Source organism: Pseudomonas sp. 3B-A001-10F (assembly GCF_056313565.1).
In genome coordinates this window covers 1-373 of record NZ_JBQYFW010000095.1, presented here as the reverse complement: position 1 = coordinate 373, position 373 = coordinate 1, and the positions used below count along the sequence as shown (strand labels likewise).

The 373-nt window shown below is 63.8% G+C and carries 1 pseudogene; it reads right to left on the bottom strand.

Annotated elements, in window-relative coordinates:
* Positions 1-373 (bottom strand): annotated as a pseudogene (locus AC0ZWN_RS28900) (RHS repeat protein); the annotation flags it as partial.

Below are 373 nucleotides of genomic sequence, written 5' to 3'. Positions count from 1 at the left end.
ACGTGAGCGTCGTCGTAGTCGTAGCGCTCGCTGTCACCGACGGCGTTGCTTGCTTCGATCAGGTGCTGATAGGCGTCGTAGCGGTAACTGACCAGCGCCTGTTCGGTGCCCCAGGCACCGTCGCGAAACACCTGGTAATCCACACCAACCAACTGCGCGCGGTCATAGCGCAACAGCAGCGAACGCCCGGCGCCGTTGTCCAGTCGCTGCACCCGGTCAGAGCGATCGCGCTGCACCGTCAGACGATTGCCATAGGCATCGCTGATCGCCGTCAGCCGTCCCGCGCGAAAGTGATAGAACCGCACCGTTTCCCCGGCCAGCGCGAGGATCAGTTCCTCCGGTTCATCCCCCAGAAAGATCGCCGCCCGCGACA